General features: G+C 51.8%; 20 protein-coding genes. 11 read left to right on the forward strand and 9 right to left on the reverse strand.

Annotated features, from left to right (window positions below):
* The first annotated feature begins 431 nt into the window (after positions 1–431).
* On the forward strand, positions 432–1,193 hold the full coding sequence (locus tag C1752_RS01730; protein WP_158534984.1) for a sulfotransferase domain-containing protein: 762 nt from the start codon (positions 432–434) through the stop codon (positions 1,191–1,193).
* Positions 1,194–1,336: 143 nt separating this feature from the next.
* On the opposite strand, the gene C1752_RS01735 is transcribed toward C1752_RS01730, so the two are convergent.
* From C1752_RS01735 to proB, 4 genes are all read right to left on the reverse strand, one after another.
* Entirely contained in the window at positions 1,337–2,422 is a 1,086-nt protein-coding gene (locus tag C1752_RS01735) for an NADH-quinone oxidoreductase subunit E (RefSeq protein WP_146242254.1), read from the reverse strand.
* Positions 2,423–3,007: 585 nt separating this feature from the next.
* Complete coding sequence (locus C1752_RS01740) at positions 3,008–3,916, reverse strand: AAA family ATPase (protein WP_110984546.1); 909 nt, start codon at positions 3,914–3,916, stop codon at positions 3,008–3,010.
* Positions 3,917–3,979: 63 nt separating this feature from the next.
* On the reverse strand, positions 3,980–4,912 hold the full coding sequence (locus C1752_RS01745; protein WP_110984318.1) for a bifunctional riboflavin kinase/FAD synthetase: 933 nt from the start codon (positions 4,910–4,912) through the stop codon (positions 3,980–3,982).
* A gap of 124 nt (positions 4,913–5,036) precedes the next feature.
* The gene (gene proB / locus C1752_RS01750) at positions 5,037–6,155 is read right to left on the reverse strand and encodes a glutamate 5-kinase (protein ID WP_110984319.1); all 1,119 of its coding nucleotides are present in this window, start codon (positions 6,153–6,155) and stop codon (positions 5,037–5,039) included.
* Positions 6,156–6,302: 147 nt separating this feature from the next.
* Here proB and C1752_RS01755 point away from each other — a divergent pair, with 147 nt between their 5' ends.
* Positions 6,303–7,889, forward strand: a complete 1,587-nt coding sequence (locus tag C1752_RS01755; RefSeq protein WP_110984320.1) for a glucose-6-phosphate isomerase — start codon at positions 6,303–6,305, stop codon at positions 7,887–7,889.
* 81 nt (positions 7,890–7,970) lie between these two features.
* Here the strand turns inward: C1752_RS01755 and C1752_RS01760 are convergent, their stop codons facing one another.
* Entirely contained in the window at positions 7,971–8,570 is a 600-nt protein-coding gene (locus C1752_RS01760) for a hypothetical protein (protein ID WP_110984321.1), read from the reverse strand.
* A 214-nt stretch (positions 8,571–8,784) separates the two neighbouring features.
* Between C1752_RS01760 and C1752_RS01765 the strand changes: the two genes are divergently transcribed.
* The 9 genes from C1752_RS01765 (at position 8,785) to C1752_RS01805 (ending at position 19,282) form a co-directional block, all read left to right on the forward strand.
* The gene (locus tag C1752_RS01765) at positions 8,785–9,552 is read left to right on the forward strand and encodes an ABC transporter permease (protein WP_233501253.1); all 768 of its coding nucleotides are present in this window, start codon (positions 8,785–8,787) and stop codon (positions 9,550–9,552) included.
* Positions 9,553–9,787: 235 nt separating this feature from the next.
* Positions 9,788–11,548, forward strand: coding sequence for a phosphodiester glycosidase family protein (locus C1752_RS01770; RefSeq protein WP_233501254.1), 1,761 nt, complete (start codon positions 9,788–9,790; stop codon positions 11,546–11,548).
* A 192-nt stretch (positions 11,549–11,740) separates the two neighbouring features.
* Positions 11,741–12,148: a phosphomannose isomerase type II C-terminal cupin domain gene (locus C1752_RS01775; RefSeq protein WP_110984323.1), complete on the forward strand. Its 408-nt coding sequence runs from the start codon at positions 11,741–11,743 to the stop codon at positions 12,146–12,148.
* Between the two features lie 15 nt (positions 12,149–12,163).
* Positions 12,164–12,490 (forward strand): HesB/IscA family protein, encoded by a 327-nt coding sequence (locus tag C1752_RS01780; protein WP_110984324.1) that lies wholly within the window; start codon positions 12,164–12,166, stop codon positions 12,488–12,490.
* A 190-nt stretch (positions 12,491–12,680) separates the two neighbouring features.
* On the forward strand, positions 12,681–13,964 hold the full coding sequence (locus C1752_RS01785) for an SUMF1/EgtB/PvdO family nonheme iron enzyme (protein WP_110984325.1): 1,284 nt from the start codon (positions 12,681–12,683) through the stop codon (positions 13,962–13,964).
* Between the two features lie 374 nt (positions 13,965–14,338).
* Entirely contained in the window at positions 14,339–15,421 is a 1,083-nt protein-coding gene (egtD, locus tag C1752_RS01790; protein ID WP_110984326.1) for an L-histidine N(alpha)-methyltransferase, read from the forward strand.
* A gap of 46 nt (positions 15,422–15,467) precedes the next feature.
* Positions 15,468–16,040, forward strand: a complete 573-nt coding sequence (locus C1752_RS01795; protein ID WP_110984548.1) for a plasmid pRiA4b ORF-3 family protein — start codon at positions 15,468–15,470, stop codon at positions 16,038–16,040.
* A 146-nt stretch (positions 16,041–16,186) separates the two neighbouring features.
* Positions 16,187–18,196 carry a molecular chaperone DnaK gene (dnaK, locus tag C1752_RS01800; protein ID WP_110984327.1) on the forward strand — a complete coding sequence of 670 codons (2,010 nt, stop codon included), beginning with the start codon at positions 16,187–16,189 and terminating at the stop codon, positions 18,194–18,196.
* A gap of 123 nt (positions 18,197–18,319) precedes the next feature.
* Entirely contained in the window at positions 18,320–19,282 is a 963-nt protein-coding gene (locus tag C1752_RS01805; RefSeq protein WP_110984328.1) for a DnaJ C-terminal domain-containing protein, read from the forward strand.
* Between the two features lie 7 nt (positions 19,283–19,289).
* Here C1752_RS01805 and gntT read toward each other — a convergent pair whose 3' ends face one another.
* The 4 genes from gntT to dcd all read right to left on the reverse strand — a co-directional run bounded on the left by gntT (position 19,290) and on the right by dcd (position 24,061).
* The gene (gntT, locus tag C1752_RS01810; protein WP_110984329.1) at positions 19,290–20,642 is read right to left on the reverse strand and encodes a guanitoxin biosynthesis MATE family efflux transporter GntT; all 1,353 of its coding nucleotides are present in this window, start codon (positions 20,640–20,642) and stop codon (positions 19,290–19,292) included.
* Between the two features lie 29 nt (positions 20,643–20,671).
* The gene (locus C1752_RS01815) at positions 20,672–22,840 is read right to left on the reverse strand and encodes a PhoX family protein (RefSeq protein ID WP_110984330.1); all 2,169 of its coding nucleotides are present in this window, start codon (positions 22,838–22,840) and stop codon (positions 20,672–20,674) included.
* Between the two features lie 160 nt (positions 22,841–23,000).
* Complete coding sequence (locus C1752_RS01820) at positions 23,001–23,372, reverse strand: hypothetical protein (RefSeq protein WP_110984331.1); 372 nt, start codon at positions 23,370–23,372, stop codon at positions 23,001–23,003.
* Between the two features lie 89 nt (positions 23,373–23,461).
* Positions 23,462–24,061: a dCTP deaminase gene (gene dcd / locus C1752_RS01825; RefSeq protein WP_110984332.1), complete on the reverse strand. Its 600-nt coding sequence runs from the start codon at positions 24,059–24,061 to the stop codon at positions 23,462–23,464.
* Between the last annotated feature and the right edge of the window lie 46 nt (positions 24,062–24,107).

The raw sequence follows: 24,107 nt of genomic DNA on the forward strand, positions 1-24,107 counted from the left end.
TACGAATGATTCCAAGAAAATCTGGGGAGAAGTCAGAGCTTCTGTGTCTCATCAGCCTTCATTGATGACCAAGGTCGCTCCATATCCAATCACTCTCTCTGCCATGCGTGCAGGCAGCCTCTTAAAGAGAAGAAGTCTGCAAGTATTTCAAGTCATAGCCAAATAATCCTCGGAGGTGGCCCAGTGCCTTCATCTAATCTTCTGCTGGTAGGGCTTGCAGAATGGCTGCAAGCCGACAAGAGTCTTAATTCTTCCTGCATCTTCAGACGCTGACAAAAATCTGAGGGAACCAGAGACTAACCTCTTTGACTTAAACAACGCAGTCGACTGTTTCATTCACAAATTCAAAAAAACAACTTGACTCCTAAACCCCGTACGAAGTAAATTTCTCCTAAGTCTTATGCCTGCTGTACTTCGAAGTTGAGATGATCATGAACCAAGATTTAGTCAAAGTGCAGTCTAAGAATCAAGGCATTATTGTACATGCGCTTCATAAAAGTGCTTCAATGTTTTTATATCGCCTATTTCAAGATTTATCAAAAGAAAAAGGTATCTCTTTCTATTCTGCTAACAACAAGCCTAGCGATAGAGAAGAAGTAAGCGCTGACATGGACGATAGTTTCTGCTTATGTCCAGAGCGAAACTTCAATATTAATGAATATGAGTTCAATCGGCTCAACAAAACTATCCATATTCTTCAGGTTCGAGACCCTAGAGATATCCTAGTATCGCAATATTTCTCCTTTGGATGGATACATAATCTCAAGCCTAGTGACGAGAAGACTGAGCGAGAACTCATACAGTCAATGTCTATTGATGAATACGTCTTACAGGCAACGACCGACTCAACTTTTCACAACTTGCTAGAGAGATATACTCCTATCTTAGAGATAGCAAGATCCAAAAATCCTGACACTATAATCGTCAAATATGAAGACATGGTGACGAACTTCAATCGTTGGTTGCCAAGCATTATAGACGTCTTCAATTTCAATCCAATACAATCGAAGATTTTGCTAACAAAATATCTGTTTAAACACCGAAATTCTTTCAACCCTCCAAAGACTGAAAAACAAGCTCATAAAAGAAAGATTACCCCTGGCGACCACAAAAACAAATTAAAACCAGAGACAATCGAGAAACTCAATGAAATGTTTGCAGAGATTTTACAGGAGTGTAACTATCTTTCATAGAAAAGTGATATTTGAGCGGTAGTGGAGATCTGCCGTGTTAACGGTGACACCCAGAAAGCATCCCGGCAGGGGCAGGCTTGAGCGCTAGAAATCAGACCTCTGATTTGAGTTCACCCAGTTCCATATATCGCTAAATCTCGACCTTAATACGACTCATCACTGTCAAAACTAGAGCTGCCTGAAAAGCCATCATCATCCTCGCCAGAAAGGGCTTGGCAGGGATCCGTTCCCGATTGTGGTACAGGATAGGACGAATCAACACGAACAGACGACAACATCACAGGAGTATCGAGTGCAAAGATCAAAGAGACGCCCGACGGCAGCTCGCTAATCTTTTTACCTTGGGGCGAATGAAAGGCTGAAGTGATGCCAGAGGCAACAGATAAACCAACCCCCAGCAAATCACTGACACCACCAGAGATGAGGCCTTGATCGCTGACCCAGCCCTGCAGGTTATTGACCACATTAAGGGCAGCACCCTCTGTCGGCACACTGCTACTGTCAAAAAAAGAATTTTGTGAATCAGGATGCGCTCGTGATAGCACCGGAATCGCCAGTGGGGACGTTTGAATCGGGACCAGACGACCATTAACAATCAGCGAACTAACCTGCATCTTGACCATGCGACGCTTTGGCTGGATTTGTAGGTTAGCCAATGAGCGCATCGGCGCCACTACAGTCCCTGCCCGATCTGTAATGGGATGTGAGAGCACAGCCGTCACGGGAAAAGGCTCCTTCTGCTTGCTATCAAATCTGACCGGCGAGCAAAAGGTCACCACAACAGCCGTGGATACTGGTAGCCTCGTGCTGATGATTTTCGGCTCAGGGCGAGGGCGATCATTGGAAATTAGTTCCGTCTCATCTGTTTCAGCAGGCGTTGTGGCGGCATCATTATAGGGAGAAGCCGTCTCTGGCTCCGTTGACATCGAGTGATCTTCATTTCCAGAAATTGACTTAGCCTCATCGGCTGGCGCTTCACTGTTTCCATCTATAGACGCTGAATCGTCTGCGTCTGCTGGTATTGCGTCTAGCGCTTGGGGCGGTAATACGGTCTCGGAGTCACCCGAGACTGCCGCTGAATTCATGATTCGCGCTCGAGCGGCCTGAACCTCTGATTCAACTTGAGCTGATGCAGTTGATTCAGCTTGAGCTAATGCAGTATTGCTGAGGGTCAATAATCCCCAAAAACATGGCAGGAACAGCCATGCCATTCTTTGTTTCTTATTCATTAGGAGTCACCATCTAGAGAAGAGATTTCAAAGAAGCCGGAGTTCCAGCATCTATTGGTGCCGCAGCAAGTTACTTCATAAGCGACAGGGCCAGCCGGTCGCAAATAAAGCACCATGAAGGTAAAGATAGCGGCGGCGAAAGCATCTCACAAAACGCTAATCGCCAGCAGTTACTTGGGCAAACCCAAGCAACGGTCTGCTACAGAGTTAACTGGTTTGAAATTAAGTCGAAGGTTGTTTAGGAAGCTATTTTGTCGTGCAGGTTTTGTGGGGATGCACGGCTGTACTCAACAAACTGAGAGTATATCGATACTCGCGGGTGTCAGTCGTAACCGCTAACGACTTCAATATAGGTAAACACAGGTGACGCCAGAGAGCGCCGTTCATCATCATGATCATTTGTTCAATCCCCCGTCAAAATCAATCGTCTTGCAGAACGTTCCGCTCAACTTGCACCTATTTTTCCCTAATCGACTTGATTTAGTGACAACTACGGAAGACTTTCTTAAAAAACTATGAGAAACCTCTGACGTAGCATGGTGGCGAGGAATGCCCATGAAGCTGCTTCATCAGCGCTCCCATTGCTTACGGAATCGCAATCGTTTGTAGCAGATTCTCCACCACAGCTCTCGCATTGTGTCCACCCGTAGAAATCATGCGATGCCCCAACACAGCAGGGGCCAGAGCTTTAACATCATCAGGAATCGCGTAATCACGCCCCTCTAAAAAGGCAAAGGCTTGAACGGCTCTCTGTAACGTCACGCTTCCTCGGGGACTCACGCCTAAACTGATGTCATGATGCTCTCGTGTCGCACGCACTAGGGCTAGCATGTACTGCTGTAGCGGTATTTCTACCTGGACTTCGGTACATTTCTGCTGCAGTGCTTTGACCTCACTGAGCGAGAGGCAGGGCTGCAGCTGTTCTAAGGGACTACCGGCCTGTAAACGCTGCAACATCTGCAGTTCTTCATCCATAGACGGATAGCCAAGGCTGAAGGACAGGGCAAAGCGATCGAGCTGGGCTTCAGGTAGGGGAAACGTTCCCTGATACTCAACGGGGTTTTGAGTCGCAATGACAAAGAAAGGTTGGGCAACAACGTGACAAGCACCATCAATCGTGACTTGGGCTTCTTCCATCACCTCTAGTAGAGCCGATTGCGTGCGGGGGGTGGACCGATTGATTTCATCGGCTAAGAGAATGTTGGCGAAGACGGGACCGGCTAAAAATTCAAATTTGCCTTCTCGGGGGTTCCAAATATTAGTGCCGGTCAAATCACTCGCTAACAGATCGGGGGTGCATTGGATCCGTTGAAACTGGCCGTCAATCGATTTAGCAAGGGCTTTGGCGAGGAGCGTTTTACCGACCCCTGGTACATCTTCGAGGAGGGCATGCCCGCCTGAGAGTAGGGCCACCAAGACGAGACGAATGGCATCTTGTTTACCGACGATGGCGCGGTTTAGATTAGTCGTTAAGCGCTCAATAGGGGTTTGCATGTTGATTTCTGAAGCAATCATCGGACGCAGGCTCGTAAAGGTAGAACGTGAGTCTCTCTGGCATCAAGTCTGCATAACGGAGGATTGATGTGCACGAGCAGCTTTACAGTCTTGCTGAATTTGTGCCTTGAGCGCATCTAAAGAGTCAAATTTTTGCTCGGGTCGCAGAAATTGCTCCAGGGAGACAGTGATAGTGTGCCCATAGAGATCGCTAGACCAATCTAATAGGTGAACTTCAGGGACTTGATGGGTGCCGTCAACCGTGGGGCGACAGCCGAGGTTCATGACACCTTTTTGAGCCTGGGGCAATGAGGGACCGGTGACGCCGACGCTGTAGACACCTTGACGCGGTAAAAATTTATCCTCTGGCAGCTTGAGATTAGCTGTGGGGAAACCCAAGGTTGCACCTAGATGTTGCCCTTCAACAACGGTCCCTGTGAGGGTATAGGGACGACCTAACATTTGCTGGGCCTGGTCGAGCTGTCCGTCTTGGAGAGCGGCACGGATAGCAGAACTACTGATAGGTGCAGCTGCTGCGGTTTGAGGGGTGGCAATGTTGACGGGGATCTTGTATTGACTTGCGATCGCATCTAAGTCTGCCGTTGTCCCCGAGCGTTGGCGACCAAACCCAAAGTTAAAGCCCACGCTGATGCAGCGAGCGGCCAGCTGCTGTACTAAAATCTGCTCCACAAACTCCGGGGGCGAAAGCTGAGCCAGCGCCTCATCAAAGGTCAGCAGCACCAACTGTTCAATTCCCAACTGCTCAAGAAGTGCAGCCTTCTCTTCTAGAGGGGTCAGCAGCAGCTGCGGCTGACCTGAGAAAAAAGCCTGAGGGTGCGGATCAAAGGCGACGACGGTTAAGTGGGCAGAACGCTCAAGAGAGAACTCACGGAGTGCCGCAATTACCTTACAGTGACCTCGATGCAAACCATCAAAGTTACCAAGGGCAACCGCTGAGGGTGTTAAAGCTTGGCTTAAAGACGAAGTGACCCGCACAGTTTACATTTTGACACAATGATTGATTCCAGCGTACCGCGTTCCTAACGGTTTGCACGGCAGAATTCCCGTTTTTTCTAGGCACGATGGCAAAAACGCACTAGGACAATGATTTTAGCCTCTCTCATGCGGATGGATTAACTGCGGTAACCACTAAGTTATCTCGATGAATGACCGTCTCTGCCCCGGCATAGCCCAAGATATTGGGAATCTCATCTGAGCGTTTGCCCTGAATCTGCTGCAGCTCAGCGCTGCTGTAGTTGACCAAACCCCGTGCGATTTCTCGGCCCTCCACATCACAAATCTGAACGGATGCTTGGCTATTGAAGTCTCCCTGAGTCGTCACAATCCCCGCTGCCAAAAGGGATTTGCCAGATTGGATAATGGCCTGTGCCGCTCCTGCATCTAGGCATAGCATCCCCGAAGGAATCAGTGCATGGGCAATCCAGCGTTTGCGGGCATTAATGGGCTGCTCCTGGGGACTGAACTGCGTCCCAATCTCTTCCCCAGCCAAAATACGGGTAATATTGCTGGCCGTCTTCCCTTGGGTAATCACGGTGCGAATCCCGGCCCCTGTTGCGATCTCTGCGGCAATGATTTTAGTGGCCATACCGCCGGTCCCCCACCGTGACTGGGTACCGGCCTGTACCTGCGCCAGTTCTTCGAGATTCGCGACATGGGTGATGGGCTGAGCATCGGGTTGGGTCCGGGGATCGGCTGAATACAGGCGATCGACGTCGGTGAGCAGGAACAGCCAGTCGGCTTCGACGAGACCGGCCACGAGGGCCGAGAGGGTGTCGTTATCGCCAAACTTAAGTTCGTCCACGGCGATGGTGTCGTTTTCGTTGACGATGGGGACGACGCCAAGGTTGAACAGCTCTTGAAAGGTATTAGAGGCGTTGATGTAGCGGTTGCGATCGCAAAGATCTCCCCTTGTCAGCAGCACTTGGGCAATGGGCTGCTGCAGACTCGAAAAAAAATCATCATAGATCCGCATTAAGCGACCCTGACCCACGGCAGCCACAGCCTGCTTAAGCGCCACCTTCCGCGGACGTTCGCCCAAACGCAGTCGGGTGCAGCCAACCCCCACCGCCCCCGAGGAAACCAGCACCACGGGGTGCCCCTGCTGGCGAAGCTGGCAGATCACCTCGACAAGAGCCGCAATCGTCGCCAGCGCAAGCTGCCCTGTCTCAGGGTTGGTGAGACTAGAGGTTCCAACCTTGATAACGAGCGTTGCGGACATAGTGTTGATGACCCTCAATTAACAATCCCAAAGAAAGCCCAAAGAAAGATAGTAAAAGGCACCTTTGTACCCGGCCCTTGCGTTAGATTACAACCGAGCTATACGCTCAGCATAGTGACTACCCGATACATACGGTGAATAAGGCCCATGGATGCAGCGCAACTCTGGCAACGGTATCAGGATTGGCTCTACTACCACGATGGTTTAGGGATTTATGTCGATGTTAGCCGCATCCCATTTGATGATGCGTTGGTGACCACTCTGCAGCCTAAATTTCAACAAGCCTTTGCTGAGCTGAAAGCGCTCGAAGGAGGTGCGATCGCAAATCCAGACGAAGGCCGCATGGTCGGTCATTATTGGCTTCGAGCGCCTGAACTGGCTCCTAATGGCGAATTCAGAAACGAAATCATCAAAACCGTCGATAAAATTGAAGCCTTTGCCGCCGACATTCACAGCGGCACCATTCATCCTCCCAACGCGGCTAAATTCACCGATATTATTTCCATTGGCATTGGCGGCTCAGCCCTCGGCCCGCAGTTCGTGTCACAGGCACTGGCCCCGCTAGAGGCTCCGCTCAATCTATACTTCATCGACAACGCCGACCCCGCAGGTATTGACCGCACCCTCGACGAACTGCGCGGTCGACTGGCCACCACTCTCGTCTTAACGATCTCAAAATCTGGCGGCACACCCGAGGCCCGCAACGGCATGTTAGAGGTGAAACAGCGGTTCACTGCTCAGGGACTCAACTTTGCCCAGCACGCCGTCGCCATCACCGGATACGAAAGCGCCCTCGACAAAATCGCCCATACTGACGGCTGGATCACCACATTTCCCATGCATGACTGGGTGGGAGGCCGTACCTCAGAACTCTCCGCTGTCGGCTTAGTCCCCGCCGCCTTGCAAGGGATCAACATCCGCGAGATGCTGGCCGGAGCAAAGGAGATGGATAGCGCGACCCGAGTACCGGATCTCAAGGCAAATCCCGCCGCCCTGTTGGCCCTAGCGTGGTATGCCGCAGGAGAGGGGCGAGGCAAAAAAGACATGGTGGTGCTGCCCTACAAAGATAGCCTCATGCTTTTTAGTCGCTATCTGCAGCAGCTCGTGATGGAGTCTCTGGGTAAAGAAAAGGACCTCGACGGCAACGTCGTCCACCAAGGTATTGCAGTCTACGGCAATAAAGGGTCCACTGACCAGCACGCCTATGTTCAGCAACTCCGGGAAGGCATTCCCAACTTCTTTATGACCTTTGTTGAAGTTCTCAAAGATCGTCAAGGCCCGTCTCTAGAGCTAGAGCCAGGGGTCACTTCCGGCGACTATCTGACCGGCTTCTTGCTGGGGACACAGCAGGCACTCTATGAAAACCAGCGGGGTTCGATCACCGTCACCTTACCAGAAGTTACAGCAAAAACGGTGGGTGCACTGATTGCACTATATGAGCGAACCGTGACGCTGTATGCCTCTTTGATTCACGTTAACGCATACCATCAACCTGGCGTTGAAGCGGGCAAAAAAGCCGCATCCGCCAACCTAGCACTGCAGAAGCAGGTCATGCAGGTGCTGCAAAACACTGACGCCCCCGTCACATTGCAAACACTAGCCGAAAAAGCAGGCGCTCAGGATCGAACCGAAACGGTCTATCGAATTGTGCGACACCTGAATGCCAATATTCAGGGGCTCAGCCTTAAAGGCGATCTAAAGCGCCCAGCCTCTCTGCAAGTGCTTTTGAAGTAGAGAGCTTGCCTAGCAAAAAAGAACTGCACCTCAATCAAGGTGCAGTTCTTTTTTTGTTTTAATATTTAGCTAAACGCAATCCTACCAAAGTGCAGGGATGGGCACAGGTGCAGGAGGATCAACGGGAGGCGGTGCAGCACCACCGAAAGGTACAGGTGCAACCTCTGGTGGGGGAGCTTCAACGACGGGAGCGGGCAGAGCACACACTCTAGTTGTACCGATACCTGCATACTGAGTGACGCGAACACGCTCGCCTTCAGCGATACCGAGTCGAGAAGCAGTCTCAGGCGCAACGGTTGTACTTAAGGGAGCCGTCCCTCCATCAGGAAGGAAGGTCACCTGATCGCCTTCGATTCGCTCAACTGTACCCTCGACGACCTGATCTTCAACAGGCGGCTGTAGGCTTTTAACGACGCCCTTACGATTGGTGTCAAAAACGATCAAATCACCAGGACCAACATTTTCAGGTGCTGTTACTCCTTCACCTAGGGGGTAGACCTGCGTTGTCCCATCCGCTTGCCTTACCTGAAGGGCCTGACTGTCAATGGACTGAACGAGGCCGTAATTATTGCCTTTAGGGGCTGAATCAGGGGTAATCTCTTGTGCTTGTGCGGCTTTAGGTGCTAAAGCTGCGGCACTAACGAGTAGCGCGACCCCAGCGCCTGTAAATAGTTTTTTCATGGGGATTCCCTTGCAACACCTCAATATAACGTCCATACAATACCCCCCAGTATCTATTGCTCTATTATGCATAGAATCTTAGGAATTGGTAAGGGGTAACGATGTTTATTTTCATGGTTCTATGGATTTTTTGAAATCGCGTAGCAATTCGTTATCCCTAGTCCTTAAAAAAGTTGTTCGATTATATCATCCCCAATATTCAGGGGTTGCTTTAGTGCTTTTTCTGGTTTTACTTGCGATCCTGAGCCCCATACTCCTGCCGATAGAGCCGGTGGCCAACTACACCTCTCGTTTGCAGCCTCCGAGTTTTCGCCATTGTTTGGGTACCGATGGCTTGGGCCGCGATATCTTGCCGCTATTGTTTCACGGGCTGCGTATTTCTTTAGGACTCAGCCTAGCGGCAGTGGGGTCAGGCTTTGTCATTGGCACCAGCCTAGGGTTAATGGCGGGATATGCGCGGGGTGGGCTGGATTTGCTGGTGGGCTGGATCACTGATATTTTGCTGGCTTTTCCGTCTATTTTGCTTGCGATCGCAATTGCCACCTTCAGAGAACCAGGACTGGTGAGTACCGCCCTAGCCGTTGCCATTGTCCAGATCCCGACCTTTGCGCGACTGAGCCGCAGCGTCACTCTTTCAGCACGCGATCAGCCTTTTGTAGACGCAGTAAGAGCCTTGGGCGCATCACCACTGCGTATTTTGTGGACCCACATCTTGCCCTTCAGCCTACCGCCCCTAATCGTACAGGCCACCCTAGCAATGGGCACCGCCACCTTAGAAGCTGCAGGCTTAGGTTTTTTAGGACTCAGTGCCCAGCCACCAACCCCTGAACTGGGAACAATGGTGGCCGACGCCTTTAGAAACGGATATGCCCTTTCCGCCCCTTGGACCATTCTTAGCCCTGGGCTAGTGATTATGTTGCTGGTTTTATCATTTACGCTTCTGGGAGACGGACTACGAGATCGCCTCGATCCCAAAACCTAAAACCGCGATGGCAGGCACAGGCTTACAGCGTTCGGTTGCTGTCCTTCTCCACCTACTAATACAGGTGTAATACTAACGGCAGTCCCAAGCCTGATAACCTGTGGCCAGGAACTGCTGATTAAAACTGCGCGTCGGAAGTTCCCATACTCCCTCAGGAACTCTCATGAAGCCTTGACGGCAGGACCGGTCCCTGAGTGAATGTTGGCGACCGACCGTATGTGATGGATAACAATTGATGAATCGCTACTTGCTTCCGCTCCCCATTATTGCTGGCATGAGTCTGGCCGCCAGTGTCCCGAGCGCCCCTATTTTTGCCCAAGCCGTCACGCAACAAGGGACTCAAATTCAGCTCAATGGCAAAACCTTTAATGCCGCCTGGGGTGCTTGGGCTTCTGGCTCGGGGCAAACCATCGGCATCAGCGACAGTGGCCTGCGGCAGCGCATCGGCGCTGACTTACTCAGCACCAACACCCCTGAGCGGCAGCCCATCAACTGGTTTACAAGTCAACCCACCGTACTGGCCGCCCGACATGCTCCCTCGGGTGCCTATCGATATTTAGACGTGACCTCCTTTGCTCAGACCTTCGGCTGGCAGATGCAGCCCCAGGGTAATGTGCTGCGAATCCAGGCCCCTGCCGCCCAGGCTCAGTCTGTTCGTCTTGGGCGACAGACATGGGGGCATCGCGTGGTGGTAGATCTAGATCGCCCCGCTGCTTGGCGAATGACCGACCTCACCGTGAGCCGAGATGCGGTGAAGCCACGAACCTTCAGCTTGACCCTTGATGCCGCCGCGGCTTCTGCAGCGCTGCAGCGCTGGAAAGGCTCTAGCACTGAAGCCTTAAGAAATCTTGAAGTTAAGCCTCAGGCAGGGCAAACCGTTATTACAGGGGAAATTGCGGGCAATATGCGGCCTCAGATTTCAATGGTCCCTAACCCCAATCGGTTGGTGATTGATATTTTGGCCAGTGCTCCGCAGCCCCGCAGCATTCTCTGGGCGCCGGGTCTGCGGTGGCAAGAACAATCCGTGACGCTGGGCAATCGGCAGTTTCCGGTGGTGTGGCTGGCGCTTGATGCGCAGCAGGGGCTAAAAATGCAGCCAATTTGGGGCAATCCCAACGCGCTGGTGGGCATTAACCCGCTGCTCTCGATTGCTGAGCGATCGCAAGTCGCAGCAGCCATCAACGGTGGTTATTTCAATCGTAACAATCAAACCACGCTAGGGGCACTTCGGCGGGCAGGGCAGTGGATTTCTAGCCCTGTTCTCGGTCGTGGGGTCGTGGCCTGGAGCGATCAGGGGCAGTTGGCGATGGGCCGTCTTGCCCTACGGGAAACGCTGGTGACGCCCAGTGGTCAACTACCGATCGTCTCCCGAGATAGCGGCTATCCACAGCGCGGCATTGCTCTCTATTCTCCTGTTTGGGGGGCTAGCTATACGCCGATTTTAGAAACTGAGAAAATTATTTCAGTGGTCAACGATCGCGTCGTTGATCAGAAAGACAGTAAAAGTGCAGCTTCTTTCCCAATCCCTAGAAATGGCTACCTATTGGTGCTGCGCTCCTTTGATGCGGGCACCGCTCTAGCATCGGGCAATTCACTGTCAATTCAAACAACGGCTCTCCCAACTCAATTTAATCAGTTCCCTAATATTGTCGGGGCCGGTCCACTCCTGGTTCAGAACAGCCAGATCGTTTTGAATGCCGCCACCGAGCAGTTCCGTCCGCCCTTTGATACCCAGTCCGCCCCCCGCAGCGCGATCGCTCAGCAGGCCGACGGTACGATTCTGCTGGCGGCGGCCCACAACCGCATCAATGGCCCCGGCCCCAACCTCAGGGAATGGGCTGAGATTTTGCGAAAGATGGGGGCAACGCAGGCTCTCAACCTTGACGGTGGCAGTTCCACGGCCCTCTATTTAGGTGGGCAGCTTTTAGATCGTCATCCAGGGACCGCTGCCCGCGTTCAGAATGCCATCGGCGTGTCGCTTTCTCAGTCGCCGTAGCTTAGATTACTTCCTGTTCCTGCGTAAAGGTGTTAAATCCTAAAGATATGAACTGTAGAGACCTTAATGTAGATGATTTCAGATCGGCTGAGTATACTTGGGATAGCAGTAGATGCGATCTGAGGGGTAGATTCAGCATCTGCTTCAAATCAAAGCTTTTTCATCCATTTGCACGTAATCTGAGGAATTGTTGTGACTCAAGCTACTCAATCTAAGAATTTAGCGCTAACTGTCCCTGATCACAATGGTCTTGCGGCTACCGAGCTGCGGCCCTGGGGATCTTTCACCATCTTAGAAGAAGGGCACGGCTATAAGATTAAGCGCATTGAGGTCAAGCCTGGGCATCGCCTCAGCTTACAAATGCACCACCACCGCAGCGAACACTGGATCGTGATTGCGGGCATTGCCAAGGTGCAGCGCAACGAAGAAGAGACAATGCTCAGTACAAATGAATCAACCTACGTGCCTCGATTTACATCTCACCGCCTTGAGAACCCAGGCATGGTTCCATTGGTCTTAATTGAGGTTCAAAACGGAGAGTATTTAGGAGAGGATGATATTGTGCGCTTTGATGATGATTATGCGCGTGAAAACAATTAATCCCTAGATTCTTATATGGTGCAGCTGAGTGCTACCGCCCTTGATGAAGTGACGCGGCTGAAGTCGAAGCCAATCTATAGCGACACCAACGTTTTAAGAATCGCTGTTCATGAAAGCGGCTGTTCTGGTTGGTCTTACCAGATGTCCTTTGAGGCTTCGGCTCAGCCTGTCGATCAGATATTTGACTGTGGCCCGATTCAAGTGGCCGTCGATCCGAAAAGTTGGCCCTACTTGAACGGTCTAACGCTGGATTACACAGAAGATCTGATGGGCGGTAGCTTCCGGTTCGATAATCCCAATGCACGTCAAACCTGTAGCTGCGGCCATTCCTTTGGCCTCTGAACTATAGTGCTGCACTTGCTTGTAAGGACAGCACTTTAAAATTTCACTATCACGCGTGGAGCACAGGAAACCGCCAACGCCTTTCCAACTTGTTGGTTGATGCAGGACAATTTGTGAGCCTGATTAAAACTGCGCTATCAATATGGTAGATCTGACAGAGTGATTGTCTGCTTCCACAACACTGGTTTCTATGCATCCTTCGCTAGCTCTCCCCTCGACCGATCTTAGAGATGAGATTAGGCAAAGATATCAGCAGGCTAGAGCCAATACTCTTTCTCTTTTTGAAAACCTAGATTCAACGTTCTTCTATCGACAGGCCCACCCAGACTTTAGCCCCATGGGCTGGCACTTGGGGCACATTGGCTTCACGGAGGGGCTATGGCTGCTAGAGCAAGGGGCTGGGCAAAAGCCGCTGTTCCCTGACTATCGCCAGCTTTTTGCTGCGGATGGCCTTCCAAAGGCACAGCGAGAGCAACTTCCCTCCTTTACAGAGGTTTGTGATTATCTCGCGGATATTCGTCGTCAAATTTTTGAATATCTAGCCCATGCGCCACTAGAGGAGCAGAGTTGGCTGTGGCTGTGGCTGATTCAGCATGAAAGTCAGCACTGCGAGACGATTACCTGGGTATTCCATCTGCATCAGCGACAGGCATCTCGTCAGACTTATATCGCGATTCAGCCTACGCCTCTACAGGAGCCGAAAATACGTGGGAAGTTCTCTGCACCGGTCTCGTTCGCTGAGACGATCCGCATTGAGGGTGGCTTATTTCGCTGTGGTAATGACGGCATTGAAGCGCTAGATAATGAAAAGCCTGAGCATTTGGTTTCTTTAGAGACGTACTGGATCGATCCAACCCCTGTCACCTGTGGTGACTATGCCCGGTTCATAGATGCAGGCGGTTACACCGAGCGACAGTGGTGGTCTGCGGCAGGCTGGGCATGGCTACAGGACAATCCTGTGACACACCCCCGCTACTGGAACTTGGCCGGGATGGAGAATCATCCTGTCTGCGGCGTGAGTTGGTTTGAGGCTGACGCCTACGCTCGGTTTGTGGGCAAACGCCTACCCACAGAAGCAGAGTGGGAGAAGGCCGCAAGCTGGCATCCGGAACTGGCTGCTCGTCAGGCCTATCCTTGGGGAGCAGAGGATCCGAATCACCAACGCTGTAATTTTGGGGGTCGGCAAGGCCAGACAACGCCGGTTACCCAATATCCTCAGGGGCGAAGTGCCTACGGCTGTTACGATATGCTCGGCAATGTGTGGGAATGGACGGATACTTGGTTTCATCCCTATGAGGGCTATGTAAGTTTCCCCTATGAGGGCTATTCGAAGGCTTATTTTGACAATCAGCATCGGGTGCTCAAGGGTGGAAGCTGGGCGGTTCAGGCTCCAGTTTTGCGGTGTGCGTTTCGCAACTGGTACTATCCTGCGACCCGTGAGCATTTTGCTGGGTTTCGGTGCGCCTATTCGTAGGCATACTTGAGGTCAGGAATAGACGCATGGAACTGGGGCACTTGCTCGGCCAGCATGGGGGAAGTCGATAGCCTTGAAATATGTGAGTTGCGATCGCAACTCACACATTTATTCGGAGGTCTCAATCTTTTCAGTGGTGGCATCCAGCACCAGACTTCTAGAATGAGCCAGAAGCGTTTTGGCAATTATGATGATCTAGAGCCGACCGGGTCATCCCTTCTTCGACAGACCGTCATACCGCTAAGGAGGACAAAATATTTGCAGCGAGCCTTCTCAATCAAGAGGCACAATCGTTTAAAGTGTTTGAGGTTCGTCCTCGTCAACCTCAATTCCCCGTCGCTGAGGTTTCCCTTAAGTACTCTGGAGCACAGTTCATGTCAACGCCTCAGCCGGCCTCAGGCAGCCAGCTTACTTCATCCACGGCACCCATCCCAGATTTTGACTCCCGCCTCTCTCTACAACAGTTGAAGTCCATTAACCCCACCGATGTCGCTGATGGTGCTGATGTCCTCACTGGGTTGGCGCAACAGACAACCAAAACCCTACCACCGAAGTACTTCTATGATGATCGCGGCTCTGCACTGTTTGAGCAGATTTGTGCCCTACCCGAGTACTACGTCACCCGAACAGAAACTCATATTTTGCAGAAGGCAGCCACCCAAATTTCAGAGATTACCGGTCCCTGTGAGCTAGTAGAGCTGGGGAGCGGCAGCTCTACCAAGACTCGGATTTTGTTAGATGCCTATCGCAATCTGAGCAGCCCCAATGATGCACCTAACACGTTATCTTACCTACCCATTGACGTCAGCGGCGGCATCCTTAAAGAAAGCGCGATTGACCTGCTCAAGCAGTACCCCTCTCTACAAGTTCGGGGGCTAATTGGAACCTATGAGCAAGGACTCCAGAACCTTCCGCCCGCCATTACCCCCCATCGCCTAATCTGTTTTTTGGGCAGCACCTTAGGCAACCTCAGCCCAGCAGAGTGTCAGCAATTCTTTGATCAGGTCCGGGGCGCTCTGCAGCCTGGAGACTATTTCTTGCTCGGGATCGACCTGCAGAAATCAGCCAAAGTGCTAGAAGCAGCCTATAACGACAGTCAAGGCATTACAGCAGCCTTCAATCTCAATATGCTGCGACACCTGAACTGGCGTTTCCAGGCCAATTTCGATCTGGACCAGTTCCAACACTATGCGTTCTATAACGAGCAGCAGCAGCAAATTGAAATGCATTTGCGCAGTCTGCGGGACCAAACAGTGGAGTTAGCGGCCCTCGATTTTTCTGTCTCTTTGATGGCAGGGGAAACTATCCGCACAGAAATTTCTCGTAAGTTCGATCTAGCACAATTGCCAAATCTTCTGGAACCCAAGCCTGGGGCTAAATGGCTTAAATCGGTACAAACTTGGACAGATTCTCAGGGATGGTTTGGTCTAGCTTTGTGTCAAGCTGCCCTAGAATAGGCTCATCATCTTTTCGATGTTGTTGTCTCATCCCCCCGATAGAGTCATGGCAGTCCGTAAGTCATCCAAAAAACTACCGGTCTATCAGCTCAGAATAACGCTGCAGGGCCTTGAACCTTTAATCTGGCGAAAGATTCAGGTTACCAGTGATACGACACTGGCTCAGCTCCACAGTATTATCCAAGCCGTTATGGGATGGGATGGCGCTCATCTCCACGCGTTTGAAGTGGCGGGGACTTCCTATGGACAGACGGAGCTAGATAAATTAGATGATTTGGAAAGCGATCAAATTGAGCTACGTCAGGTTATTTCAGGTTCAACGCTGAAGTTTACCTATACCTATGATTTTGGAGATGACTGGCAACACGAAATCTTAGTGGAGAAGGTGCTTTCCTACGATGCCGAGGCACCCTACCCACTCTGCGTAGAAGGGCAGCGAGCCTGTCCACCGGAGGACTGCGGTGGCACTTGGGGCTATACGGAACTCCTTGAAGTCCTGAAAGATCCGCAAAACCCTGAATATGAAGATCGGCTGGAGTGGGCAGGTCCCATCGATCCTGAAGCGTTTGATCTAGAAACGGTGAATAAAGAACTCAATACCCTCGATGTTCCTGGGTAAAATGCCTAGACGTCAGAGCGCTAGCCTTGCCCCATCTATCTAGATTCGGTTATGAACACCTTATGGGATGAGCTTGGGCAAGATACAATAAAAAATCCGCGAATAAATTTACAAATCTCAATGGGCTTGCAGGAGAAGCGCACTTCATGGGGAAAATTGTCGGCATTGACCTAGGCACCACCAATTCAGTGGTCGCAGTGATGGAAGGGGGCAAGCCGGTGGTGATTGCCAACGTAGAGGGCAGCCGCACCACTCCCTCGATGGTTGCCTTTGGCAAAGACAGTGAGCGATTAATCGGCGAGTTTGCACGGCGGCAGGCCGTCTTGAACCCTCAAAATACGTTTTTCTCCATCAAGCGCTATGTGGGACGCAAGTATAGCGAACTAACGCCAGAGTCAAAGCGGGTGCCCTATACGATTCGTCGCGGCCAAGACGATAACGTCCGAATCAAATGTCCTCGCCTAGAAGATCGAGAGTTCGCGCCGGAAGAGATCTCGGCCATGATTTTGCGCAAGCTGGCAGAAGAAGCCAGCCGCTACCTCGGCGAAACGGTTACAGGAGCAGTGCTGACCGTACCGGCCTACTTCAACGACGCCCAACGACAGGCCACTCGAGATGCGGGACGGATTGCTGGTTTAGAGATCAAGCGCGTTTTAAATGAGCCAACCGCAGCTTCCCTAGCCTATGGTCTAGAAAATCGAGGCCCGCAGATGGTAATGGTCTTTGACCTCGGTGGCGGCACCTTTGACGTTTCCATTCTCAAAATTGGCAATGGCGTCTTTGAAGTCCAGGCGACTAGCGGTGATACCCAGTTGGGCGGTAATGACTTCGACAGCGTGATTGTAGACTGGCTCGCCGATCGCTTTTTCGACGATGAAAAGATCGATCTAAGGCGCGACCGCCAATCATTGCAGCGTCTCAACGAAGCCGCAGAAAAGGCCAAAATTGAGCTATCAGGGCTGCCGGATACGAATATTAGCTTGCCCTTCATCACGGCTACTGAAGACGGTCCTAAGCATTTAGACGCCAATCTCAGTCGCGGTGAGTTTGAGAGCCTGTGTCAGTCTTTGGTCAATCGCCTGCGCGGCCCCGTGGAGCAGGCGATGCGCGATGCCGGACTGCGATCCTACGACATTGATGAAGTGGTCTTGGTGGGTGGCTCCACGCGGATCCCTTTAGTTCAGAGAGTTGTTCGACAGCTCATTGATAAAGAACCGAACCAAAACGTTAACCCTGATGAAGTGGTGGCTGTGGGTGCGGCAGTCCAGGCCGGTATCTCGGCGGGAGAAGTGACGGATTTACTGCTCTTAGACGTGACGCCGTTGACTGTGGGCCTAGAAACGATTGGCGGTGTGATGAAGCCCGTAATCCCCCGCAATACGACGATTCCGGTACGCCGCTCTGATATTTTTTCAACTTCAGACAGCAATCAAAGTCAGGTAGAAGTGCATGTGCTGCAGGGCGAGCGGCAGTTGGCGGAGCACAATAAATCTCTGGGGCGTTTTCAGCTTCGAGGTATTCCGCCCGCACCGCGTGGGGTGCCCCAGATTCAAGTGGCCTTCGATGTCGATGCCAACGGCATTTTACAGGTGACGGCGGTTGACAAGTACACCGGACGCGAGCAGAGCATCACCGTTCAGGGAGCAGCTAGCATCTCTGAAGCTGAAGTGAACAAGATGATTCGGGATGCGGAGCAGTTTGCCGATACCGATCGCAATCGTCGCCAGCGCATCGATAAGCGCAATCAGGCCCAGGATTTGATTACAAAGTGCGATCGCAGATTACGGGAGGTTACCTTAGACTACGGTCCGCAGTTTGCCCGCGATCTGCGGCAAGAGATTGAACAGCTCACCCGAGACCTGCGAGATAGTGTCGCCCGCGATGATGATCGTCAGATTGATCTCGACTTTGCTAACCTACAGGATGCTCTCTACGACCTCAACCGAGAAGTCGCAGCGGCGAGAGATGAGTTTTATGATGACGATGATTTTCTAGAGCTACCCTCCCTCAACTCAATTAAAGATACGGTGTCAAAGGGTATCTCAAAGGGAGTTGAAGCGGTCACAGGTCGATCTTCCAATACCACGACAACCCGTCGCCCAGCCACCCGCTATGATGACAACACGTTTGATGACTGGGATGACGATGACTGGTAGGGATGTTTAATTTTTGGCTGCTGTGGCGGCATGATAAGGGAGTGACTTACATCAGTGCCTTAGCCAAGTCTGTTTCGCGGGGCTAAGCCCAGGGTGTTCATTCATCGTTTGAACTAAAATTTGATGCGCAATTTCCGTAACTATTACGATATCCTCAGCGTTCCTAGAGATTCGTCCAATGATGAGATTAAAAAGTCTTATCGTCAATTGGCGCGGAAGTTTCACCCTGACCTGAACCCTGGCGATAAGGCAGCAGAAGAACGCTTCAAAGATATTAGCGAAGCCTACGATGTCTTGTCGGATGCCGAGAAGCGATCGCAATATGACCGCTTCGGACAATTCTGGAACCAGAGCGGGTTTCAGGGCGGTAACAAAGAGCAATCGAAGCGGAGCTGGGGCAATCGTCCCTTTTCCACTGAGGATTTAGACTTCAGTGAGTATGCTGACTTTCAGGATTTTCTTGATCAGCTCTTGGGCCAGCGATTTAAGAAAGGTACCAGCACCGCCACGGCTGAACGCGATCCGTTCCGTCCGGGTAAGACTAAGACCACCTACACCGCTCGTGGTAGCGGCCGCCGAGATGCTGAAGCTCGGCTCGTGATTCCTTTAGAGAAGGCCTATCAGGGCGGCTGGGAACGCATTCGTCTTGAGGACGGACGCTCTTTAGAGGTGAATATGCCGGAGGGCATGGTCTCTGATCAGCGCATTCGAGTGACGGGTCAGGGAACCAGTGGCGGCGATCTATATCTGCGCATTGAGGTAAAACCCCATCCCTTCTTTAAGATTGAAGGATCGGATGTTATCTGTGAACTACCGATCACGCCAGTTGAGGCGATTTTAGGAGGTCAAGTTGAGACCCCAACCCTGGATGGCTGGGTAACCATGAATCTACCCAGCGGGGTACGAACCGGTCAACGGCTGCGATTGGGTGGCAAAGGCTATCCTACAAATAACAAGACGCGAGGCGATCAGCTCGTCGAGATCCGGATCGAGGTACCCCAGTCCATCAGTGATGAAGAACAAGATCTCTATGAACGGCTGCGGCAAATTGAAACCTACAAGCCGCGTAAAAGTTTGCCTGTGTAGAAACGATCTACTCCGTGGATAGAGCTGCAGGCTTGGTGATGGGAAGTCGTTTGGGCAACTGGATCGATAAGAACAGAATGATAGCGGTCATGTAGCTCGTAAGGGCACCCCACAGGAGATGATTGCTTTGGAAATGGAGACCCGCGATCGCAACTGGCAAAAACCCTATCCCAAAAGCAATCAGAGCCGCATTCCGCAGAATCGCCCCTTCTTTGAGGCCAATGAAGAACCCTTCGAGCATGAACGCCACCGCCGTTAGACTCAGCAGCGGCACCAGCCAAGCGGTGTAGTCACGCATTGCCTGACTTACTTCGGTGTGATTGGTGAACAATCCAAAAATGGTCTGCGGGAAGCTGACGGAGACGAAGGCAAAGATCAGCGCCAGCAGAATCGCGTTTCCGATCGCGGTGAGCAGAATCGGCATCATTTGCTCTGTTGCCTCTTGTCCCTTCGCATTACCAATCAGCGTTTGGGTGGTGAGGCCAAGGCCGTTGACCGTAAACTGACTCAGCAGTGCGATTTGCAGTAAGAGGCCATTCTCCGCTAGCACGGTGGTGCCCAACGTGGCGCTGAAGTTAGTAAACAAAGCATAGGCCGAAATCAGGGCCACAAAACGAATCAAGATATTGCTTTTGAGAGCCACTGTGGCCTTGAGGGCCGTCCAGTCCCACAGGTTCTGCAGCGCGGTTGTGAAGGCACTCCGTTTAATACTGAAGCCTGCGTAAATCAGCGCCACCAGTAAGGCTAGATATTGGCTAAGGGCGGTGGCGAGTCCGGCCCCGGTGCTGGCCCATCCCCACTGCTGAATCATCAGGTAGTCCAGCAGCACGTTGGAGCCGTTGCCAACCAAAGACAGCACCAGAACGGCACCTTTCATTTCTCGGCCTAGAAACCAGCCGATGAAAACGAAGTTAAGTAATACTGCTGGCGCACCCCAGATGCGGGCGTTGAAGTAGTTTAGCCCTGCGGCTTCAATATCAGGGGAACCGGCTAAGAACATGAAGCCAAAGTGGGCGATGGGCCACTGGAGCAAGAGAATTAGAGTTGCGATCGCAACCGCTATCACCCCACTCCTCAAACCGGCCAAAAGTACCTCGTTTTGATCACCTTGGCCTGCTGCCTGAGCCGTGATCGCATTGGTGCTGTTGCGCAGAAACTTGAGAACGCGATAGAGATAGTCAAACAGAATGCTGCCTAAAATTACGCCCGCCAGGTAGCGGATATCCTTTAAGTGCCCGAGAAAGGCCGTATCAAAAATTCCCGCCAGCGGCACCATCATATTCGACAGGGCACTCACCACCGCAAGCTGATAAAAACGAGGTAAAAAGGCTTGGTACTGAGCAGGAAGCGAAAGTGCCATGTCGTATTGCTCTCAAAGGTCTAGTGCGGCTATGCGAGGTTTTGACCATCCTCCCGCTGCACCACCACTAGGGCAGGCTTGGGCAAATCTTGCGCGGTCTTCCCCGGCCAGTTCGACCCCAGAGGAACCTGACGCTGCTGCGTAAATTCTTGACCGTCGGTGGTCCGCATGACCAGTTGGCGGGTTTCTACAGCCATATCTTGCCGCATCCCCCCCGTCTCTCCAGGATGCTGAATCGCCAAGAAGAGTGACTTCTGATCTGAGGAGAGAGATAAACCACAGAGTTCACACTCCATAGGACCGATGGCAAAGGGTACAGCTTTGCCTGAATCAGGTCCACTGAGAGGAATCACCCAGGCTGAGTTATTGCCAAACAGCCCCCGTAGATTTGATTGGCTAACCTGTTCACCGTCCTCAGTACGGCTAGGAATCTCTTGATTATGCTTGCTGGTAGACATGTCGGTAACCATCCACAGATTGCCGTTGCTATCCATCTCTAAGTTGTCAGGGTTTGAAAAACCGAGGCCGCCATCTGCTGGTTCGCCCCCAAGGGCAATCATTGCCCAGCGGAAGGTCATGGATCCTGGATCGCGTTTGTCTTCCTCTAATTTCATGATCCAGCCGTATTCGTAAGGCGTTTCACCCTCAGGTCCGGTAAAGATCTGTTTGTCGGGTCCGCCATCACCGCCGGGGGAACCGGAAGTAAAGGCGACAAATAATGCTCCCTGATCATTGACGGTGGTGTCTTCAGGGCGAGCCATGCAGGTCACTCCGGCGGCATTGGCGGCAAAGTGAGCGTCGATTAAAATTGCGCCCTGCTTTTCGATGGCGTTACCGATGTATAAATCGCCAAGGGTTTTGAACTTTTTCAGCGCGATCGCATCTGCATCCTGCGTCACCTTAACAATCCCGCCCGCTTGTCGATCGGGGTTCGGCAGCGTCACCAGCCCTTGCCCCTCGTCTTCAACTACCTGACTGGGCAAAACCGGATCCACCGCGGTGTCAGGGTTGAGGGCGATCCACTGACCGGTGCCGTCAGAGTTAAGCTTGGCACCGTAGAGCATCCCCTGCTCTAGCAAACCAGAGTTCGCTTTGTCGGCAACCTTGTATACATTGTCTTGACTGACAAACTTGTATAGATGTCCGCCTCTGCGATCGCAACCCGAGTAGACCGCTAACGGCTTCCCCTTCACAGCCCTAACCGCCACGGCTTCATGGCGATAGCGCCCCAGCCACGTATGCTTAGTGCCGTAGTCTTGAGCATTGGCGGGGTCTACCTCCACCATCCAGCCATATTTGTTGCCCGCCAAACCAAACGGATTGCCGCGTCCATCGACCTTTTTATCCGTTAATACAAAAGGCTGTTGAGAGGGATCCATCGATGACCCGTCAGCCATAACTGGCTCCGGTACCTGAGCTTGAAAATTCTCCTCCGCACTTAGGATCGTCCCCCACGGTGTTGTGCCCCCTGCACAGTTCTGAAACGTCCCAATAATGCGAACCTGGAGCTGATCGTCATAGCCCAGTTTGTCGACTTTTTCAAAGATAGCAACAGCAGCCCCCGTGGCTTGCAGATAGCGCCCATCTTCTAGGCCAGAGATACCAGTAATCCGCCGATCCTGGGCCAAAGGAGTACGTTCCCAGCTATCGTTGTTTTTGCTGACCGAAATCACGCCAATGCCTTGATCGATCAGCCCTTCCTTTGCGATCGCCTCAATCTGTTGCTTGAGCGGATTGTTTTTAGGGAGTGCAAAGGCATTGATCTCCCCTCCACGGCTTGCCAGTGCCGTTTTCACCTCAGCGAAGGGAAGAGACTGACCGATTACTTCAGGATAGGTTTGCATCCAGGTTTTGCCACTGATGTACTCAAAGTTAACGGCAAGGAAGCTCATCATCTCTGCTTCGATTAAGGCAACAAAATCATTGTTGTAGCCAAATCGGGAGTCACCGACAGAATCCCCCCAGGCCGAAATCACGCTGTAGCGATACCCCTCCGGCACCACCAGATCATCGATGACCTCATAGGTGCTGTAGACCTGCATCTGGTCACTAGCGGTATCGCCAATGTTAAGCGGCAGCGGTAGCTGGACCGGCTGAAAGGCAAGTGTCTTGGCTCGTTTGCCTACAAGTGAGCTACAGGCAACCGTTCCTGCAGCCCCTCCCATAAATACTAAAAATTGCCTACGGGTGATCGTCATAAACTTATAGCAAGCCCATCTAGCCTGGGTTTAGAACCTGACTATGACGCTACAGCGCCAAGGTTAAGAGCTTGTAATGGCTTGACTAAGAAATAGTTGAACTCTTTCTTGATCAGCATTTAAGAAAATGCCCACTCTGCTTCATGATTTTGACTAGCATTCACCAATCACGCCATTCACTGGCTGGACCTTCCCCATTTCCGTACTTCGATACTTCTAGACCTGCGGCTGTTGCAATTTTGTTGAACAACTCGCAGAGATCTTCACGTTCTCCAGTCTCGATGAAGCTACCAACTTCACTATTCAGATCATTTAGCGCCTCTACAGCAATTTGAAAGGTAGCAAGCTTTTCCGACTCTGACGCATCCTCACCCAGAGCAATCAGGGAGGATAGTTGATTTTTCAAAATTGTGAAGGCTCTAGAGCAATTCTCTTGCGTATATTGCGTTAGGTCGTCTTCTTCGAGATAGCTGCGCCATCGGTCGAATGGGAACTCAGCTTGCAGCTCCCTAATCCTCTTTTGATATGACATGTTGCCTCACGAAACACTCTTGGAACAGAGCAGAGCCAGATAAGAGACCTGTTGAATAATGATGAATTGATCTGATTCTGCGCAGCGATCTAGAGTCTGGCAAGCGTCACCACTTCATCTTGATTTTGATATTTTCCCTGCCGCGCCTGGTAGCTAACAGAGCAGCGTTCGCCTTCAAAGAACAAAAGCTGCACAATTCCTTCTCGGGCGTAAATACGGCAGTCTGCACTGGATGAATTAGAGAACTCCAGCGTCAGGTGTCCCTGCCAACCTGCTTCAGCAGGCGTTAGGTTTGCGATAATGCCACAGCGGGCATAGGTGCTTTTACCAATGCAAATCACGCTGACGTTTTCTGGGATAGCCAGTCGCTCCATCGCTACCCCCAAGCCGTAGGAGTGGGCAGGCAAAATAAAATAACTGCCCTGAGGATCGGTATGCAGCGCCACCGGCTCTAGGTTATCGGGATTAAAGTTTTTGGGATCAACAATGGTGCCAGGGATGTGGCGAAAGACCCGAAACTCGTTGGGGCTAAGCCGTAGATCGTACCCATAGGAAGACAGGCCATAGCTGATCACACGATGCAGTGGCTGGGACTCCTGAGCCTCAATTTGACGGACCAGCTCTGACTCAAAGGGGGTAATCATCCCCTGCTGAGCCATCTCTTGAATCCACACATCATTCTTGATCACGGCGCTACCTTTTCGCTTGCCCGGTCAAGCTCTCGCTCGACTGATT

This window comes from Acaryochloris thomasi RCC1774 (genome assembly GCF_003231495.1).
Classification (GTDB): Bacteria; Cyanobacteriota; Cyanobacteriia; order Thermosynechococcales; family Thermosynechococcaceae; genus RCC1774.

Excerpts from the sequence above, each read along its gene's own strand:
- C1752_RS01730 (WP_158534984.1), top strand. The coding sequence starts at position 432 with ATGAACCAAGATTTAGTCAAAGTGCAGTCTAAGAATCAAGGCATTATT.
- C1752_RS01735 (WP_146242254.1), bottom strand. The coding sequence starts at position 2,422 with ATGAATAAGAAACAAAGAATGGCATGGCTGTTCCTGCCATGTTTTTGG.
- C1752_RS01740 (WP_110984546.1), bottom strand. The coding sequence starts at position 3,916 with ATGCAAACCCCTATTGAGCGCTTAACGACTAATCTAAACCGCGCCATC.
- proB (WP_110984319.1), bottom strand. The coding sequence starts at position 6,155 with ATGTCCGCAACGCTCGTTATCAAGGTTGGAACCTCTAGTCTCACCAAC.
- C1752_RS01755 (WP_110984320.1), top strand. The coding sequence starts at position 6,303 with ATGGATGCAGCGCAACTCTGGCAACGGTATCAGGATTGGCTCTACTAC.
- C1752_RS01760 (WP_110984321.1), bottom strand. The coding sequence starts at position 8,570 with ATGAAAAAACTATTTACAGGCGCTGGGGTCGCGCTACTCGTTAGTGCC.
- C1752_RS01770 (WP_233501254.1), top strand. The coding sequence starts at position 9,788 with ATGAATCGCTACTTGCTTCCGCTCCCCATTATTGCTGGCATGAGTCTG.
- C1752_RS01780 (WP_110984324.1), top strand. The coding sequence starts at position 12,164 with ATGGTGCAGCTGAGTGCTACCGCCCTTGATGAAGTGACGCGGCTGAAG.
- C1752_RS01785 (WP_110984325.1), top strand. The coding sequence starts at position 12,681 with ATGCATCCTTCGCTAGCTCTCCCCTCGACCGATCTTAGAGATGAGATT.
- egtD (WP_110984326.1), top strand. The coding sequence starts at position 14,339 with ATGTCAACGCCTCAGCCGGCCTCAGGCAGCCAGCTTACTTCATCCACG.
- C1752_RS01795 (WP_110984548.1), top strand. The coding sequence starts at position 15,468 with ATGGCAGTCCGTAAGTCATCCAAAAAACTACCGGTCTATCAGCTCAGA.
- dnaK (WP_110984327.1), top strand. The coding sequence starts at position 16,187 with ATGGGGAAAATTGTCGGCATTGACCTAGGCACCACCAATTCAGTGGTC.
- C1752_RS01805 (WP_110984328.1), top strand. The coding sequence starts at position 18,320 with ATGCGCAATTTCCGTAACTATTACGATATCCTCAGCGTTCCTAGAGAT.
- gntT (WP_110984329.1), bottom strand. The coding sequence starts at position 20,642 with ATGGCACTTTCGCTTCCTGCTCAGTACCAAGCCTTTTTACCTCGTTTT.
- C1752_RS01815 (WP_110984330.1), bottom strand. The coding sequence starts at position 22,840 with ATGACGATCACCCGTAGGCAATTTTTAGTATTTATGGGAGGGGCTGCA.
- C1752_RS01820 (WP_110984331.1), bottom strand. The coding sequence starts at position 23,372 with ATGTCATATCAAAAGAGGATTAGGGAGCTGCAAGCTGAGTTCCCATTC.